Source organism: Flavobacterium sp. (genome assembly GCF_004211145.1).
GTDB lineage: Bacteria > Bacteroidota > Bacteroidia > Flavobacteriales > Flavobacteriaceae > Flavobacterium.
This window is the reverse complement of record NZ_SEBS01000052.1, coordinates 16654-32853: the sequence shown is the minus strand read 5'-3', so window position 1 is coordinate 32853 and position 16200 is coordinate 16654. Positions and strand designations below refer to the sequence as shown.

Sequence of the window (16200 nt, the reverse complement as noted above, 5' to 3'; positions counted from 1 at the left end):
CACGGGGATTTCCAAATCGACCGTATGCGCGCTGAGTTTCCAATCGTCGGCATAATAACGGTAATACGCCCTGACGATCACATTATCGCCCAGGAAATAACTTCCGCGAACGGCAACCGGAATTTTAAGTCGGCTGTCGGGCAGATTTTCCTGATCAACGCTGCCGTCAGTGAAATAGACGCGGTTGAACGGCAATCCGAGGTAACCCTGCTGGGAAATGACGTCGGCCATGAACATGATCTGGAAATTCTTATTGACGATCTGCGAATAGCCGAGTGCCAACGCATACGTGTTCCTGTTTTCGTTCCCGCCGGAATCTGGCGTTCGAAGCTCAATCGGCAAGATCATTTTTATCTGGTCGATATACGTCTGGAATCGCGCCGAGAATTCCCCATTCTTGTTCGCCGTCTTCTTCGCGTAGCCGATCGTTCCCCCAAAAGATTGGTAGTCATACTCGGTAGACGATGATAAACCTGCTGAAAATGTGTTTCCGGTCTTCTCGTTCTCGACGCTGTAATTGAGTGACGGATAAAAACGCGTGTCGCTGTAAGATGCCGATGAAGTCGTGTACGGATCGATTTTGTCGGACGAGGCCGAGGTATAATGATCGATGCCGACCTCAAGCCCGAAACTGTGTTTTTTACCGGCCTCGCTGTACTTGATGAGCTTCACGTCGATCGTGTTGGAGACATCGGTTAGTTTTTGCGTGCCTTCGCCTCCTTCAACCGCCGAATGATCGCCATCCTGGTTGTAGTAACTCGACACGAGATTGATCTCATCGAGTGTCAATTTGGTGCTTTTATAGCTTGTACTGTCGGTTGGCTGTGGCTGTTGCTGCGCGCGGGCATTGAACAAGGCAACCAGCGCAAGTCCTGTCAGGATGTGTTTTTTCATAATTTATCGGATATCAATTACAGCCGCATCCGCCGCCGCTTTTTCCGGAATTTGCACCTGAAGCGCCTTCACGGTAAGATTGAAAACTGAGTTCTGTCTTTTCTATTTTTCGGTTTGCAAGCACCATCTCGGAATCGTTGATTTTTTGCTTTTGATAACCTTTTACCTCGGCGCAGGACACCATGCAAAGAGCAGTCAGGATTGCGAGTAATTTGTATCGCTGTTTTTTCATAGCAGGTTGATGTTTTTTGATGAATGTACTTTATTGTGGTCGTCGATTATTATGCAATGCATGTTCGGAATCTGGTCGACCAAATCCAGCCCGGCTTTTATTCCCATTACGCCGATCGGGGTCGCCATGGCATCGGCAAGTTCGGCGTTCTGGCAGATCACGGTAATCGACTTGATGCCCGTGATCGGCATTCCCGTTTTGGGATCTATGGTATGCGAATATTTCTTCCCGTCGATCAGAACGAATTTTTCGTAGTTTCCTGAGGTCGCGACGGCTTTTTCTGAAATCTCGAGATAGGAAAAAGGAAAGTCGGGCCGGTCGGGAGACGCGATTCCGATATTCCATGGTTTCCCCGATGGCTGCAATCCCCAAGCCGTCAAATCGCCGCTGGCATTTATAATTCCGCTTTCGACTCCTTTGGCACGCAATAATTTCTTGGCCATCTCGGCCGCGTATCCTTTCCCTATGCCGCCGAACCCGATGCGCATTCCCTTTTCCTTGAGGAATACCGTCCGTTTTTCCTCATCGAGTTCTATGTTTCGGTAATTGATGAGATGTACCATTTTTTTGGCGACGAGAGGATCGGGCAACGATTTCATATTTTTGTCGAAATTCCAAAGACTCTTATCAATGCTGCCGTAACTGATGTCGAATGCACCCTGCGTGATTCCCGAAATTGCAATGCTCCGTGCGATCAATCCGAACATTTCGGCGTCGACGTGAACCGGTTTTATGCCGGCTGCATCGTTGATGCGATTGGTTTCACTGTCGGGATCGAAAGTCGTGAATAAGCGTTCGATGCGCCTGATCTCGTTTATTGCGATCTCGATCAGATCATATGCAAGTTTTTCTCTTTCGGCGACGACCGAAAACGAAAAAATATTGCCCATCAGTTTTGCCGAACGTGAGAATACCTGCATGCCTATTTATTTTTGACGCAAATCGAATTGACGTCATCGATCCATTCTTTTGGTGTCGCAGTAGGTTTTCCCTCCCATGATTTGAGAACTTTCCCGTTGGCGTCGAGCAATAAAGTGAAAGGGAATTTTCCTTCAGGATTGTACTTTTCAGCCAATTCCTCGTTTCGTTTTACCAATTCGGGAGCAAGCTGGTTTTTCTTCTTGCGTGGAAAATCGGCATTGACGACGACGAGATTCGTTTCGGCCGACTTCAGGAATTCCAGGTCGTTGAGATACTGCTTCGTAAATACGATGCACGGGCCGCACCAGTCGGAACCTGAAAAATTCAGCAATATTAATTTATGTTGTTCCGAAGCCTGTTTTTTGGCTTTTTCGAAATCATTCGCGGATTGCATCGGGAGTAAAAAAATCAGGGCAAAAAGCACGCTCTTCATAGTGTTTCTTTTATTTATCAAATTAACGCTTAGAGCCGAAAAGTTATTGAATCCGATCGCTTAAGATTCCCTTAAGATTCTAGCCGCGGTTCGCCGACTGTATCTGGGAAACATATTGACGAGCGCTTTGGTCGTCGTATATCGGTAGTTTGGCAACTACTTTCTGGTTTTCGTTGAGGATGACAACCCACGGAAAAAAGCCATCCTTATTGTATTTTTCGACGATGAGCAATTGTTCAGCCTTGTTGCTCGAGGCGTTCCGGAAATCCATCTTGACGAGGATCAGGTTTTCTGAAGCGTACTCGCGAAACTCATCCGACTGAAAAACGACATTATCCAAACGCCGGCACAAATCGCAAGCGTCCGAGACCGAAAAAAACAACAATACATTCTTATTGCTGACTCCTGCCTCGCGAAAAGCTTCCTTGAGATCCGACTTCCATTCCTGAGCGTGTGACTGCGTTGCAAAAAGCACGAGCAGCATTGCGATTATCTGTTTCATAATATGCGATTTCAACGATAAATGTACTCACATTTTAAAGCAACAATTCGCGCGTCGAACGCTTTATTTCAACAATTTGTTTGTGAATAAATAATCGGCGGTCTGATACCATGAAATCGTCTCGCTGAGGAATCTATCGCTTTGCGGCAAGGATTTCAGCGCGTTGTCGGACGCGTTCCATCGGTAAAAATTCTGTTTCTTCTGATCGGACAAAACCATGACCGAATCGCGTTTCATCAGACACAATTTGCGATAGGTCCCGAATACGGCACGCGGCTTGAAACCCGCCGACAAGACATCGCTGCCGAAGAAATCCGATTCGTATTTCCATTTAAAAAGCGAAAACAACGTCGGGAAAACATCGATCTGCGAACACAATTTCCCGACTTTTTTCGGCTCGATCCCGGCGTTTACGATGAATGCGGGAATGTGATAGTTCGCCACATCGATCTCGTCTTTTCCGGCGCTGCTCGCGCAATGGTCGGCGATGATCACGAAAACGGTATTCTTGAACCACGGTTTCGTTTTGGCTTTGCGGAACATCTCGCGGAACGCATAGTCAGTGTATTTGACCGCTCCTTGCCTGTTCGATCCCGAGGCGATGTCGATTTTACCCGACGGATACGTGTACGGCCGATGGTTCGAAGTCGTCATCACGAAATTGAAGAACGGTTTCCCGGAACGATATTTCTCATCGGCGACCCGTATCATCGTATTGAAAATGTCCTCGTCACAAATTCCCCAGGCGTTCTCGAACGTGACTTCGCTGTCGCCTATGTGATGACGGACTGTCTTGATATCATCTTCGAGTGACGTCCCGCGGTCGTAGATGTCGAATCCGTTGCCTCCGAAGTACGCGTTCATGTTATCGAAGTAGCCGTCGCCTCCGTAAAAGAAATTACAGCTATACTTTCTTTGCGTGAACACGTTTGAAACCGTAAATAAATTCCCGTTCTCGGGCCGCTTCACGATACTTTGGCCGGGCGTCGGCGGAATGCAAAGCGTCACGGCCTCCATCCCGCGAACCGTGCGCGTTCCCGTAGCGTAAAGATTGTTGAAGAAAAGACTTTTTTGCGCGAGGCTGTCGAGGAAAGGCGTGATTTTTTCGTCGTTCCCGAATTCGGCCATGAATTTTGCGCTCAGGCTTTCGGTCAGGATGAACACCACGTTTTTTTTGTCGGACGAAATCGAATCGGGCGAAATCGTGCGATGTATTGAAAATCCAGCGGTCGTAAATGTACTGTTCTTCCCGGTCAATTTTTCCCTTACGATCCTAAATGCGTCTTGACCTGCGATCGTCGTGTAGAATTCGTCGTAATCCATGCGGTTGTTTCGGAACGCGGCGAAAAGGGAGTAGATTCCTGATTTCGAGATTTCGGAATTGTATCGGTTCGCCGACCATTCGGCCTGACTGTTTGTGATGAACATCGCATAGAATACGGCGGTTCCCAGAAATATTGAGAACGTTACGATGCGTTGCAAAAAAGTCGATCTCCGTTTGAAGGTCACTTGAAAAATGCCTTCCCTGCACAACCAAAAAACGGATCCGGCCGTCAATAGGACGATCAGTCCGATAAGCAACGTCAGCGGATAAGATTGGCGTATGTTCGCGACAACTTCGTGCGTGTAGATCAAGTAATCGACGGCAATGAAGTTGAAGCGCGTCCGGAATTCCTCCCAGAATGTAATTTCGGCCAAAAACGAGAAAAGCAACAAGAAAATCGTGAGCGTCCCAAACACGTAATTGACGAAGCGATCGACTTTGGAACCGACCAATCTATTCGGTAAAAGCGTCAAATAAAGCATTGCAGGAAACAGGAAAAATACGATCGCGCCGACATCGAACAGCAATCCTGTAAAAACGGTTCTCGCCATATCAAACAAATTCATGGAAACCTGACCTGTTTCCCAAGCCAGCAAACCGACCCGAAGCAGAAACGAAACGATCACAAACCAGCAAAACATCGCGACCAGCAACGCATATCTTCCTGAGAAATAAATTTTTGAGAACATTGAAATGATTTTCAACAAAAGTCAAAAATCGGTTTGGTTACTTGCTTAAGCCAACCTTAAAACCAACTTAAGAGAAACTTAAAGCACGCTTAGGAACAGCTTAATTTTTTTAAATTAGAAGACACTTTTTACGAAAAACACACAATATGGCCACTACTCTCACCACCGCTTTCCTCGAAGAATTAAAAATGGAAACCATATCCACGCGCAAATGTCTCGAGCGCATCCCTGAATCCACATTTGGGTTTAAACCGCATCCCAAGTCAATGGAAATGGGCTATCTCGTGCAACTTGTAGCTGCGATTCCGTCCTGGATCACGCACATGATCAAGGATTCCGAAATTGATTTTGCGACATTTCCGCAACCGAAAATAGAAACGACGTCCGACATCATGACGTATTTTGAAGCGAACATCAAGGAAGCCGAGGAAACGTTGAGGAACACCACCGATGAAGATCTCGAAGGCGATTTCAGCTTGAAGCGAAACGGGGAGGTTTTGTACACGACGCAGAAGAAAGTCGATATCGGGACGACGTTGAACCATTGGGTGCATCACCGCGGACAGCTTACGGTTTATATGCGTTTGAATGACATTTTAGTGCCGTCGATTTATGGTCCGTCGGCCGATGAGAAAGGATTTTAGATTTGAGATTTTTTGCCACGAAGACACGAGGGCACGAAGTTTTGCTTTGGGTCTTTGCTTTGAGGTTCGTATTTAGAGCATGCCGTTGTATTTGCGGATGAACCATTCGGCGGCGAGCGAGATCGCGATCAGGATCAGCATCAACACGCTGTCGATCAGCGGAATTTTGCGCACGATATCTTTTTGTACCGATTTATAGTCGGGATTGTCGAGCAACGCCTTGATCAACGCATCGACCTGATCGGGCAGAAATGCCTGCGCCTGGGTTTGCGATGCGAGTTGCGAGAGTTTGGCGACATCGGGATTCACGAATTGTTTTTCGATATCGAAATCGAGGATTTCAAAGTAGCCGTTGTAGTTCGTGTTCGAGTTCAATTCCTTGACGTTGAACGTGTATTGTCCCGCGGGCAAACCGTCGAGATTTACCTTGTAAGCGTTGTTCGTCTTGAGCAGATCGTAACGCTTGGCTTGTTTCGTGGCCTTGTTTGTCACCGAAATCGTGAGGCGTGCGTTGTCGTCGAACTCGTAGTTCTTGTTGAAGAATTGGGCCGTGATCGAAATCGCTTCACCCGAATTGTAGAAACTTTCGTGGTTGACGACGAGTGATTTCCGCGAATTGTCCGATGATAAATACTGGATGATCTTGTCGGCGAACACATCGAATTTCTCAAATGACTTATTGTCGATATGCGACTGCAAACGCCATTTCCAAATACCTTCCCCGAACAAGAATGCCGAACGTTTGCCCGTAGTTTCAGCGAAAGCCAGCAAAGGCGCGCCCGTGTCGATGTTGCGGATAGACGAACCCAAAAGCACGTCGGTATTGCCCTTTGCGTTTATGGTCCCGAACGCATTCTCGAGCGGCGGAAAACTCTCAAACCCGATGTTGTCGAGCGCGAACAAATTAAATTGACCGTTGAACGATGCAATGTAATCCTCGCGTTGACTGCTCATGCGGAATTCGAAATTGGTTTGCTGCTGGTTCAAAAATCCGAAATCAGTGTTGTTTCCCGTAATTGTGAACGTGTTTACGCCCGCGCTTTTGTTCGCGTCGTAGACCGGCTTGAACTCGGCAGTCGGTTGGTATAAAATCAATACGTTGAAATCCCGTAACGAATTGGCTGCATTCGGTTTAAAGATGGTCACCTTGCGTTGCGAATTAGTTTCGATGGCCCGTTTCAGCGCGCTGATATCGGGATGGCTGATCGACGAAATGATGGCGATTTCAGTGCGTTGATCGATGACTTCCACCGCAAAATTCTTGACGTTGTTGTATGTGTTCTTTTCGCTTTCGGCCGACGTCAACGACGCCTTGAAAACCTGCAATCCGACGTTATCGGCCGGCAACAACACATTCACGACAGCCGAACGTTTCGACGGGGAAAATGAAACCTGTTGCTTATCCAACACCGATGAACCGCGCGCGATCGCAAAATTCGCCGTCACGCTTTTGTTTCCCGAATACTGCAGGAAGACCTCGACCGGGAATTTATTCTTGTGGAATGCGTATTTGTTCACGTTGACCTGCATCACGCGCAAATCGAGGAACGTCGTCGTGTCGCCAAGTATCAACGGATAGACTTTGTTGGATGCGTCGAAACTGTAGACGTAATCGTTTCCCTGTGTCTGGTTTCCATCGGTGATGATGACCGTGGGATAATTTCTATTGCGGTTGATGCTTTTGAGGTTTTTCGCGACTTCGTCCAGGTTCGTCTGTTTTCCTTTGAATGTGAATTCATCGGCGGGTTCGAATTCGGAATCGAAACGATACGGCTGTATGTCGAATTTGTCCTTAAGTGCCGAGTTTGATGTGATTTTTTCGAAAGCCGAAAGGGCTGTTTTGTCGGCCCTTAAATCAATTACCGACGCGGAATTGTCGACCACGACGGGCAAAGGCGTTTTCTCGGTCTCATATGTCGTTCGCGATATCTTCGGGTTGATAAGCAACAACAAAATCCCGAAAATCGAGATGAAACGCAAAAAAGCCAGCAAGAGATTAACCTTGCTTTTGTTCCCGACTCTAAAAAAATATTGGTAGAATGCCAATCCGGCAGCAAAAACTATTGAAAGTAAGAGCGTTAGGATCGTGGTGATGGTCATATTCTTTTTTGATGATTAAAAAACTAAGATAGTAATTTAAAAATCGCTTTGACAAAGGGTTTTTGTCTGTTATCACAATTTTATAAACGTGTCGCAAATGCGTCGGTTCGAAACTTTGGGCTGGAGCGCTGCAATGAAAATTTTTCGGGAAGATCGCGTCGGTTGCTTGATTGACGCGGAATGGAAATAAAAAAAGCCACTGATCAGAGCGGCTTTTAAAAATATATTTTATAAAATGAACTAGGTTAACATTCCACCGTCGACGTTCAAGACTTGTCCTGTCACGTAGGCGCTTAGGTCAGAAGCCAGGAACAAACACGCGTTCGCGACATCTTCAGGCGTACCGCCGCGTTTCAACGGAATCCCGTCTCTCCAGCCTTGCACTACTTCTTCGCTGAGTTTTCCGGTCATTTCGGTTTCGATGAATCCTGGCGCAATCGCGTTGCAGCGAATGTTGCGCGAACCCAATTCGAGCGCTACCGATTTCGTGAATCCGATCGCTCCGGCTTTTGAAGCTGCATAGTTCGCCTGCCCCGCGTTGCCCTTCACTCCTACTACCGAACTCATGTTGATGATCGATCCGGCGCGGTTTTTAAGCATTGTCTTCTGGACGGCTTTGGTCATGTTGAATATGGACTTGAGGTTTACGTCGATGACTTTGTCGAAATCTTCCTCAGGCATGCGCATAAGCAGGTTGTCTTTGGTGATTCCGGCGTTGTTGATCAGGATGTCGATCGTTCCGAATTCGGCGAGCACATCCTCGACGAACTTGTGCGCCTGTTCGAAATTCGCCGCGTCGCTTTGGTAACCTTTCGCGCGCACGCCCATCGAATTTAATTCGTCCTCAAGCGCCTTGGCCGATTCGACCGACGAGCTGAACGTGAACGCAACATTAGCGCCGTGCTTGGCGAAAACTTCGGCTATTCCTTTGCCAATCCCGCGACTGGCTCCGGTGATGATGGCCGTTTTTCCTTCTAATAACTTCATATTGGTATTGTTAACGGTAGTTGTTTATGCAAATCAAAGATAACAATAAATTTAGCCCTGAAAATCTCGGTTTCCAAACTTTACAACAGGTTTTTTAACAATCGTGCAACGGGAGGTTTGTAAATTCCTGAGTATCTTTAGGCTGATAGATTCGATGCAGATGAAACACTTCAAAACTTCGGTAAACCTAAAGACCAAATTACTGCGCGAAAGGGAAAAATCAATTTCTCAGGACGAACTGCTCGATCGCGTAAAGAGTATTCTCGAAAATAATGAAACCGAACGGCGTGAAATCCGTGAAAAGATTGGAAACGGCGATGCGTCGGATTCGAATGTTTTCAACGTCGACCTGCTCGAAACCGATCGGATTTTCCACATTTCGCAAATCAGGAAAATATGCATCGATTACCGATTGCGATTCCTGCCGACGTCGTACTTCAAAGGCGGAATTCCTGAGGAAGCAATCACACAGATCCGACAGCTCGAGTCGAAACACGACCTCAAAATCCACGGTTTCTCAATTATTGCTCCGACAAAAACGTTCCAGCTAAAAAAGTACGATGATCCGCTGTTGTTCGCACCGATCGGAAACGATTATCACTATTTGATCCATCAATGGGGAAATGATTTGAAAGCTTCACGAAAATGGTTGGTTTGGCCGTTTCGCAATCTGCTTACGTTTATCATTTTCAGCGTCGCGATCAGTTTGTTGATCACCTGGCTGACACCTGAAACCAATTTGAGCCGAAACGTGCCGATGGCAACCGCGATCATTTTCCTGTTCGCGTTCAAGTCGATTTTCGCCGTGATGATGTATAGTTTTTTTATACTTGGGAAAAAGTTCAATGCGAGTATTTGGAACAGTGAATTCAAAAATCATTGATTTCTAACCCGAGCCAAACCATCGTAAAACAAAAAAGCCCCGCAAATGCAAGGCTTTAATTATATTCGGTTCAGGGGATTATCCCAAAACTTCTTTCACTTTCAATCCGATCTCTGCCGGTGAATCGACTACGAAGATCCCGTTGTCGCGCATGATCTGTTTTTTCGCTTGTGCAGTATCATCGGCACCTCCGACGATTGCTCCGGCGTGCCCCATCGTACGTCCTTTCGGCGCGCTTTCTCCGGCGATAAATCCGATGACCGGTTTGCGGTTACCGTCGGCCTTGATCCATTTTGCGGCATCGGCTTCGAGCTGACCTCCGATTTCCCCGATCATCACGATACATTTCGTTTCAGGATCGTTCATCAACAATTCAACAGCTTCTTTGGTCGTCGTTCCGATGATCGGATCTCCTCCGATACCGATCGCAGTCGTGATTCCAAGACCTTGTTTTACGACTTGGTCAGCGGCTTCGTATGTAAGCGTTCCCGATTTTGAAACGATTCCGACAGTTCCTTTTTTGAATACGAAACCAGGCATGATCCCGACTTTCGCCTCCTCAGGAGTGATTACTCCGGGACAGTTCGGCCCGATCAAGCGACATTCTTTTCCTTTTATGTAATCGTAGGCGCGAACCATGTCGGCTACGGGAATTCCTTCGGTGATTGTGATGATGACTTTGATTCCGGCATCGGCGGCTTCCATGATCGCATCGGCAGCAAATGCAGGCGGTACGAAAATGATCGAAACATCGGCTCCAGCCTTATCGACAGCATCTTTCACAGTGTTGAAAACCGGACGGTTCAGGTGCTCGGTTCCACCTTTTCCCGGTGTAACGCCTCCAACAACGTTGGTTCCGTATTCGATCATTTGCGATGCGTGGAAAGTTCCTTCGCTTCCTGTGAATCCCTGTACGATGATTTTGGAATCCTTATTTACTAAAACGCTCATTTGTGTTTTGTTATTTAAGTTGATTTTCGAGTGCAAAAGTACGGCATTGTAACCGAACTTCGGTAATATTTTTATGACAATTGGCTCATTTGATAACCTCGGTACAATTTGTCGTCCTTAACTTCCCATATCACCATGAAATGCGCCAGAAGCACTTCCTCACGAGGATTTTCGATGGTCTTTATGTAGTGCGAGTATTGGACGGTGATCATATTTCCGTCCTGCAATATCTGGCTTACGCGCGCTTTTGAACGTACGTACGCACGGCCGAGCTCAGCCGCGAGCGCCAACGTCTGTTCGCGATTCAGATTGATGAGGCCTTTGCTGCTGTGCCATTCGATCTCAAGATCAGGATGCAGATACGCATTCATGACTTCGCTGTCTATAAGCGCGTCCGATTTATAGAACTGCTGGACAAACTTCTTTGGTGACATTATTTCAACTTTTGTATGATTTCAGGAAGATAACGCATTCCTGCCATTTGTTTCATGACTTCGCGCGCTTCCTGAGCAGGCGAACCCCAATATTGTTTGCCGTTGCCTTCGAGCGTTTTGCTCACGCCGCTTTGGGCGAAGATTTCGGCTTTGGATTCTATGGTAATGCCGCTTCGGATGCCGACCTGGCCCCAAATCGTAACTTCATCTTCGATGATGACACAGCCTGCGATTCCGGTTTGTGCGGCGATCAGGCATTTTTTCCCGACTACGGTATCGTGCCCGATATGCACTTGGTTGTCGAGTTTGGATCCGTCGCCGATAGTCGTGTCGCCCGTAACGCCTTTGTCGATCGTGCAAAGCGCTCCGATGCAGACGTCGTTCCCGATTACGACGCGTCCGCCCGAAAGCAACTTGTCGAATCCCTCGGGACGTTTTTTATAATAGAAAGCGTCAGCTCCCAACACGGCGCCCGAATGGATCGTCACGTTATCGCCGATGACCGCGTTGTCGTAAATGGAAACATTCGCGTAAATGATGCAATTTTTCCCGATCGTCACGTTGTGTCCGACGAAAACATTGGGTTGGATGACCGTGCCTTCGCCTATTTGGGCCGATTCGGAAATCGAAACCGAAGCCGAAACGAACGGACGGAAATGCCTCGTCAATGTATTGAAATCGCGGAACGGATCGTCGGAAATCAACAGCGCTTTTCCCTCAGGACAATCCACTTTCTTGTTGATCAACACGATAGTCGCCGCCGACTGCAGTGCCTTGTCGTAATATTTCGGATGATCCACGAATACGATATCGCCGGGTTCGACAACATGGATTTCGTTCATGCCATACACCGGGAAATCATCGGCCCCGACGAATTCGGATTTGATGATTGAGGCGATTTCTTTGAGGGAATGTGGTTTTGGGAACTTCATATTTTAATTTGGAAATTGGGTAATTTGGAAATTTGAAAATTGGTTGCTTTCGCTGACATGAATTTTTTTACTCACAATTTGAAAAAGGATCGTCAAATTCCGCAAAAGCGTCATTTCCAAATTTTCAAATTTTCAAATTTCCAAATCAATTACTCTTTCACACGTTCCATATAAGCACCCGTAGCCGTATCGATCTTAATCTTATCGCCTTCATTGATGAAAAGCGGAACGTTTACTGAAGCTCCCGTTTCGACCTTCGCCGGTTTCGTCGCGTTCGTCGCGGTGTTTCCTTTCGCTCCCGGCTCTGAATACGTGACTTCGAGTACGACCGACGCCGGCATGTCCACTGAAAGCGGTGCCTCAGTCTCGGCGTTGATGATCACTTTCACGACCGATCCTTCTTTGAGCAATTGAGGCGCGTCAAGAATTTCCTTTCCGAGTGAAATCTGCTCGTATGTTTCGGTGTGCATGAAATTATACGCGTCGCCTTCAGCATATAAAAACTGGAACTCGTGTGTCTCCACGCGTACTTCGTCGATTTTGTGTCCTGCCGAGAACGTGTTGTCAAGCACTTTTCCATTCGTCAAACTTTTCAATTTCGTACGCACGAACGCCGGGCCTTTACCTGGTTTTACGTGAAGAAATTCGATTATTTTGTAGATGTCGTGGTTGAATTTGATGCATAATCCGTTGCGGATGTCTGAGGTACTTGCCATTTTATGTTGATTTGTTGAATCGTTTATTTGTTGATTCGTTTATTTGTTGATTTGTTTATTTGTTTATTTGTTTATTTGAATGCTTGCCTTCCGATCGGGAATCATTTTTGGAGACGTATGATTTTGTTCATTTGTTCATTTGTTCATTTGTTCATTTGAATCAAAGTCACCCGAAATTGCGAATTGTCCATTGTCCATTATCAATTGTTCATTGTCAATTGTCAATTGTCAATTATCCATTGTCAATTAATACCCGCCCGAATATCCTTTCATAATTCCCCGTGAAGAATTCCTGATGAACATAATGATCTCATCGCGTTCCGGAGTCGCCTCGAATTCACCTTCGATGATGCCGAGTGCCTGGGTCGTGTTGTAATTTTTTTGGTAAAGGATACGATAAATGTCTTGCAATTCGCGGATTTTGTCCGACGTAAAACCACGTCTCCTGAGTCCGACCGAATTGATACCGACATACGAAAGCGGTTCCTTCGCAGCCTTCGTATACGGAGGAACGTCCTTGCGAACGAGCGATCCGCCTGAAATCATAGCGTGGTCACCGATGCTGATAAACTGGTGCACGGCCGCCAAGCCTCCAATGATCGCGAATTTTCCGACCGTAACGTGACCTGCGAGCGCAACTCCGTTTACGACGATCGCGTTGTCGCCGATGTGACAATCGTGCGCGATGTGAGCCGTGGCCATAATGAGACAGTTATTTCCGATCGTCGTTTGTCCTGAAGCGATCGTACCGCGGTTGATCGTCACGCATTCGCGGATCGTGCAGTTATCGCCTATGATCGCCAGTGAATCCTCGCCACCGAACTTCAAATCCTGTGGAACGGCCGAAATTACCGCGCCCGGAAAAATGTTGCAGTTCTTACCGATCCTCGCGCCTTCCATGATGGTGACGTTCGATCCGATCCAAGTCCCGTCGCCGATCACGACATTATTATGTATGGTAGTGAACGGTTCGATCACCACGTTTTTTGCAATTTTCGCGCCCGGATGGACGTACGCCAAAGGTTGGTTCATAAGTGTCTTTTTAGCTGATTTTGGCAATTTGGGCCATGAGTTCGGCCTCGGCTACCAGTTTGTTGTTCGCGTAAGCTTTGGCTTGCATGTGACAGATTCCGCGGCGAATCGGTGAAATCAAATCGCAATAGAACACAAGCGTATCGCCCGGAAGCACTTTCTGCTTGAACTTCACATTGTCGATCTTCATAAAATACGTGAGATAATTTTCAGGATCGGGAACCGAACTCAAGATAAGGATTCCGCCACATTGCGCCATTGCCTCGACCATGAGAACACCCGGCATAACCGGAGCTCCGGGAAAATGCCCGACGAAAAAACTTTCGTTCATCGTGACGTTTTTCAACCCGACGACATGGCTTTGTGACATCTCGAGGATCTTGTCGACCAACAAAAACGGCGGACGGTGCGGCAAAATAGACATGATCTTATTCACGTCCATAAGCGGTTCCTTGTAGATGTCGAACGTCGGAACGGTATTGCGTTGTTCGATCTTGATGATTTTCGACATCTTCTTCGCGAATTGGGTATTTACGAAATGACCCGGTTTGTTCGCGATGATCTTTCCTTTGATGCGCGTTCCGATAAGCGCCAAATCGCCAACCACATCAAGCAGTTTGTGGCGCGCGGCCTCGTTCGGATAATGCAAGGTCAGGTTGTCGAGTATGCCGTTCGGCTTCACCGATATTTTTTCTTTCCCAAAGGCGTGCTTCAGGTTTTTCATCGTATTCTCAGAGATTTCCTTGTCGACATAAACAATGGCGTTGTTCAAATCTCCGCCTTTGATCAGTCCGTTGTCGAGCAACGTTTCGAGTTCGTGCAAGAAGCTGAACGTCCTTGCGTCGGCGATCTCCGATTTGAATTCGGATACGTTTTTCATCGTCGCGTTCTGCGTGCCGAGGACTTTCGTTCCAAAATCGACCATCGCGGTAACCTGGTAATCGTCGGCCGGCATCACGATGATTTCGCTTCCGGTAGCTTCGTCGGTAAACGAGATGACTTCCTTGACGACGTAATAGACGCGTTCGGCTTCCTGCTGTACGACTTCGGCTTTCTCGATGGCTTCGACGAAATACTTCGAAGAACCGTCCATGATAGGCGGTTCGCTCTGGTCGAGTTCGATGATCACGTTGTCGACGTCGCAGCCTACAAGCGCGGCAAGTACGTGTTCCGACGTCTGGATTTTCACGCCAAGTTTCTCGAGATTCGTTCCGCGTTGGGTGTTCACGACGTAATTCGCGTCGGCCTCGATCACGGGACTGCCTTCAAGATCGACGCGCACAAATGTGTAACCGTTGTTCACGGGCGCCGGTTTGAACGTCATTTTCACTTCTTTGCCGGTATGCAAACCGACTCCGGTAAGCGTAACTTCATTCTTTATGGTCGTTTGTTTAACCATTATATATTGTTTTGGTTTAGTGTTTTTTTAAGGTCTTCGATGTCCGATGAAATCTTCGGGAGATTCTTGAAATGCACATACGATTTCATGTAATCGGGCAAGTGGAATGCGGGGCTTCCCTGAAGTGTTTCATTATCTGGGATATTTTTGCCGATGCCCGACTGCGCCTGGATTCTCACATTGTTTCCGATGACGAGATGACCGACGATGCCGACCTGTCCGCCGATCATGCAGTTCTTGCCGATCTTGGTCGAGCCCGCAACGCCCGATTGGGCCGCGATCACGGTATTTTCACCGATCTCGACATTGTGCGCGATCTGGATCTGGTTATCGAGTTTCACGCCCTTGCGGATCACGGTCGATCCCATTGTCGCGCGGTCGATCGTCGTGCACGATCCGATATCGACGAAATCTTCGATGACGACGTTTCCGATCTGTGGGACTTTTTTGTAGGATCCGTCGGGATTTGGCGCCCATCCGAATCCGTCGGCCCCGATAATCGCGCCTGAATGTATCGTGCAATCGCTGCCGATTACCGTTTCGGAATAAATCTTGGCGCCTGCAAAAATCGTTACGTTGTTTCCGATTACGACATTGTCGCCTATGAAAACATTCGGATAAATCTTCACATTGTTTCCTAAAACCGCGTTCGTTCCCAGATAACTGAAGCTTCCGAGGTACAAATTTTCACCATATTTCACGTTCTCGCTGATCACCGACGGCTGTTCGATCCCGCTTTTGTTCGACTTCACCTGATCGTAAAATTCGAGCAAGCGCGTGAATGCTCCGTAAGCGTCGGCAACCTTGATAAGCGTAGTGGTAATGGGAGATTCTGGCTCGAAACTCGCGTTCACGATCGTGACCGAAGCCTGGGTCGAATAGATGAAATTCTCGTATTTAGGATTGGAAAGAAACGTAAGCGAACCTTCAGTTCCTTCTTCAATTTTCGAGAGTCGGGACACTGTGGCATCGGGGTTTCCAACGATTTCACCTTCTAGTATTCCTGCTATTTGAGTTGCTGTAAATTTCATTATTTGTGATTATGGAACCCTAAAAACGGCGTTTCGTCAATTAAAATGAGATGGAACGTTTTCATCCCGACAAAAATATAAAAAATCAGCTTGCCG

General features: G+C 47.2%; 17 protein-coding genes. 2 read left to right on the top strand and 15 right to left on the bottom strand.

What is annotated here, in order from left to right; genetic code table 11:
- From EOO50_RS16595 to EOO50_RS16570, 6 genes are all read right to left on the bottom strand, one after another.
- Positions 1–894 (bottom strand): DUF3570 domain-containing protein (locus tag EOO50_RS16595; protein WP_290841409.1); only part of this gene is annotated, 894 nt, incomplete at its 3' end.
- 13 nt (positions 895–907) lie between these two features.
- On the bottom strand, positions 908–1126 hold the full coding sequence (locus tag EOO50_RS16590; RefSeq protein WP_290841408.1) for a DUF4266 domain-containing protein: 219 nt from the start codon (positions 1124–1126) through the stop codon (positions 908–910).
- Positions 1123–2046 (bottom strand): FAD:protein FMN transferase, encoded by a 924-nt coding sequence (locus tag EOO50_RS16585; RefSeq protein WP_290841407.1) that lies wholly within the window; start codon positions 2044–2046, stop codon positions 1123–1125. The genes EOO50_RS16590 and EOO50_RS16585 overlap by 4 nt, the downstream gene beginning before the upstream one ends.
- Positions 2047–2048: 2 nt before the next feature.
- Positions 2049–2480 (bottom strand): thioredoxin family protein, encoded by a 432-nt coding sequence (locus tag EOO50_RS16580; protein ID WP_290841406.1) that lies wholly within the window; start codon positions 2478–2480, stop codon positions 2049–2051.
- Between the two features lie 79 nt (positions 2481–2559).
- The gene (locus tag EOO50_RS16575; protein WP_290841405.1) at positions 2560–2982 is read right to left on the bottom strand and encodes a thioredoxin family protein; all 423 of its coding nucleotides are present in this window, start codon (positions 2980–2982) and stop codon (positions 2560–2562) included.
- Between the two features lie 63 nt (positions 2983–3045).
- Positions 3046–4995, bottom strand: coding sequence for an alkaline phosphatase family protein (locus EOO50_RS16570; RefSeq protein WP_290841404.1), 1950 nt, complete (start codon positions 4993–4995; stop codon positions 3046–3048).
- A gap of 146 nt (positions 4996–5141) precedes the next feature.
- Between EOO50_RS16570 and EOO50_RS16565 the strand changes: the two genes are divergently transcribed.
- The gene (locus EOO50_RS16565) at positions 5142–5639 is read left to right on the top strand and encodes a DinB family protein (RefSeq protein ID WP_290841403.1); all 498 of its coding nucleotides are present in this window, start codon (positions 5142–5144) and stop codon (positions 5637–5639) included.
- Positions 5640–5711: 72 nt separating this feature from the next.
- Here EOO50_RS16565 and EOO50_RS16560 read toward each other — a convergent pair whose 3' ends face one another.
- Together EOO50_RS16560 and fabG are read right to left on the bottom strand one after the other, a co-directional pair.
- Complete coding sequence (locus EOO50_RS16560; protein ID WP_290841402.1) at positions 5712–7739, bottom strand: hypothetical protein; 2028 nt, start codon at positions 7737–7739, stop codon at positions 5712–5714.
- A 240-nt stretch (positions 7740–7979) separates the two neighbouring features.
- Entirely contained in the window at positions 7980–8726 is a 747-nt protein-coding gene (gene fabG, locus EOO50_RS16555) for a 3-oxoacyl-[acyl-carrier-protein] reductase (RefSeq protein WP_290841401.1), read from the bottom strand.
- A 160-nt stretch (positions 8727–8886) separates the two neighbouring features.
- On the opposite strand from fabG, the gene EOO50_RS16550 reads away from it, so the two are divergent.
- Positions 8887–9609 (top strand): hypothetical protein, encoded by a 723-nt coding sequence (locus EOO50_RS16550; RefSeq protein ID WP_290841400.1) that lies wholly within the window; start codon positions 8887–8889, stop codon positions 9607–9609.
- A gap of 78 nt (positions 9610–9687) precedes the next feature.
- Here EOO50_RS16550 and sucD read toward each other — a convergent pair whose 3' ends face one another.
- From sucD to lpxD, 7 genes are all read right to left on the bottom strand, one after another.
- On the bottom strand, positions 9688–10560 hold the full coding sequence (sucD, locus tag EOO50_RS16545; protein WP_290841399.1) for a succinate--CoA ligase subunit alpha: 873 nt from the start codon (positions 10558–10560) through the stop codon (positions 9688–9690).
- Positions 10561–10631: 71 nt separating this feature from the next.
- The gene (locus EOO50_RS16540; RefSeq protein ID WP_290841398.1) at positions 10632–10994 is read right to left on the bottom strand and encodes a nuclear transport factor 2 family protein; all 363 of its coding nucleotides are present in this window, start codon (positions 10992–10994) and stop codon (positions 10632–10634) included.
- Complete coding sequence (locus tag EOO50_RS16535; RefSeq protein ID WP_290841397.1) at positions 10994–11926, bottom strand: UDP-3-O-(3-hydroxymyristoyl)glucosamine N-acyltransferase; 933 nt, start codon at positions 11924–11926, stop codon at positions 10994–10996. Before EOO50_RS16535 ends, EOO50_RS16540 begins: the two co-directional genes overlap by 1 nt.
- 149 nt (positions 11927–12075) lie before the next feature.
- Complete coding sequence (efp, locus tag EOO50_RS16530; protein ID WP_290841396.1) at positions 12076–12642, bottom strand: elongation factor P; 567 nt, start codon at positions 12640–12642, stop codon at positions 12076–12078.
- Between the two features lie 246 nt (positions 12643–12888).
- A complete protein-coding gene (gene lpxA, locus EOO50_RS16525; protein WP_290841395.1) occupies positions 12889–13674 on the bottom strand; it encodes an acyl-ACP--UDP-N-acetylglucosamine O-acyltransferase in 786 nt (261 codons plus the stop codon).
- A gap of 10 nt (positions 13675–13684) precedes the next feature.
- The gene (locus EOO50_RS16520) at positions 13685–15073 is read right to left on the bottom strand and encodes a bifunctional UDP-3-O-[3-hydroxymyristoyl] N-acetylglucosamine deacetylase/3-hydroxyacyl-ACP dehydratase (RefSeq protein ID WP_290841394.1); all 1389 of its coding nucleotides are present in this window, start codon (positions 15071–15073) and stop codon (positions 13685–13687) included.
- Positions 15073–16104, bottom strand: coding sequence for a UDP-3-O-(3-hydroxymyristoyl)glucosamine N-acyltransferase (gene lpxD, locus EOO50_RS16515; RefSeq protein ID WP_290841393.1), 1032 nt, complete (start codon positions 16102–16104; stop codon positions 15073–15075). The genes EOO50_RS16520 and lpxD overlap by 1 nt, the downstream gene beginning before the upstream one ends.
- Positions 16105–16200 lie beyond the last annotated feature (96 nt).